The following is a 648-nucleotide window of genomic DNA, read 5'->3' as shown; positions in this document are numbered from 1 at the left end:
ACGAGCTAAAGCAGGTATAAAAGGAGCTGATTTAGGGACGAGAATCATCATTGCTACGCCGATTAAAGTAAAACCTCCACCCCGGAAAGAACCACTCATCCCGTTAGTAATCTTATTTTCGCCAGTATAGCTTAATCCTCCAGAGTATCCTCCTAATAATGAAGCACCACTAGATATGCCCACTCCAAACAGAGACAAGCTTGTTGAGAAGCCTAGATCTGTTGTATTGAGCGACAGTGAATAGGTCCCGATATTTATGCTATAATCATGTTTAAACTCCCGATTCTGAAACTTTGTAATATTTGAATTAAAAACTCCCTTCTTTCCAACCTTTGTCCCTTGATACATTTTAACACTATATTTATCTCCAAGAAATGTCTCACCTTTAACTTCAGTGCCATATTGTGCAGTCAATGTATGACCAAACCAAGTTATTTCCGAGTCAAACCAACTTTTTCCCGAGCCCACAGTCTCATTCGCATTCACCGGAGTCGTCTTAGTACTGGTCACCGGTTTTTTACTCACCCAACCCCCGCTATAAAACTGCGGGTTCACCGCCGTAGCCAGTAACTTCGGGTCACCACCTCGTGCCAGCCACTCTTCCTGGCTGATCCGCCCCCCTGCCCATGGATTCCACTTGAATCCGGA

Annotated in this window: 1 protein-coding gene; it reads right to left on the bottom strand. The window is 44.3% G+C overall.

What is annotated here, in order from left to right; translation table 11 throughout:
- Positions 1–525 (bottom strand): hypothetical protein (locus DDR33_RS26165; RefSeq protein ID WP_238387946.1); only part of this gene is annotated, 525 nt, incomplete at its 3' end.
- Positions 526–648: the final 123 nt, after the last annotated feature.

It is taken from the genome of Pararcticibacter amylolyticus (assembly GCF_003130405.1).
Classification (GTDB): domain Bacteria; phylum Bacteroidota; class Bacteroidia; order Sphingobacteriales; family Sphingobacteriaceae; genus Arcticibacter; species Arcticibacter amylolyticus.
Note: the sequence above shows the minus strand (reverse complement) of the source record. Positions and strands in the feature narration are given on the sequence as shown.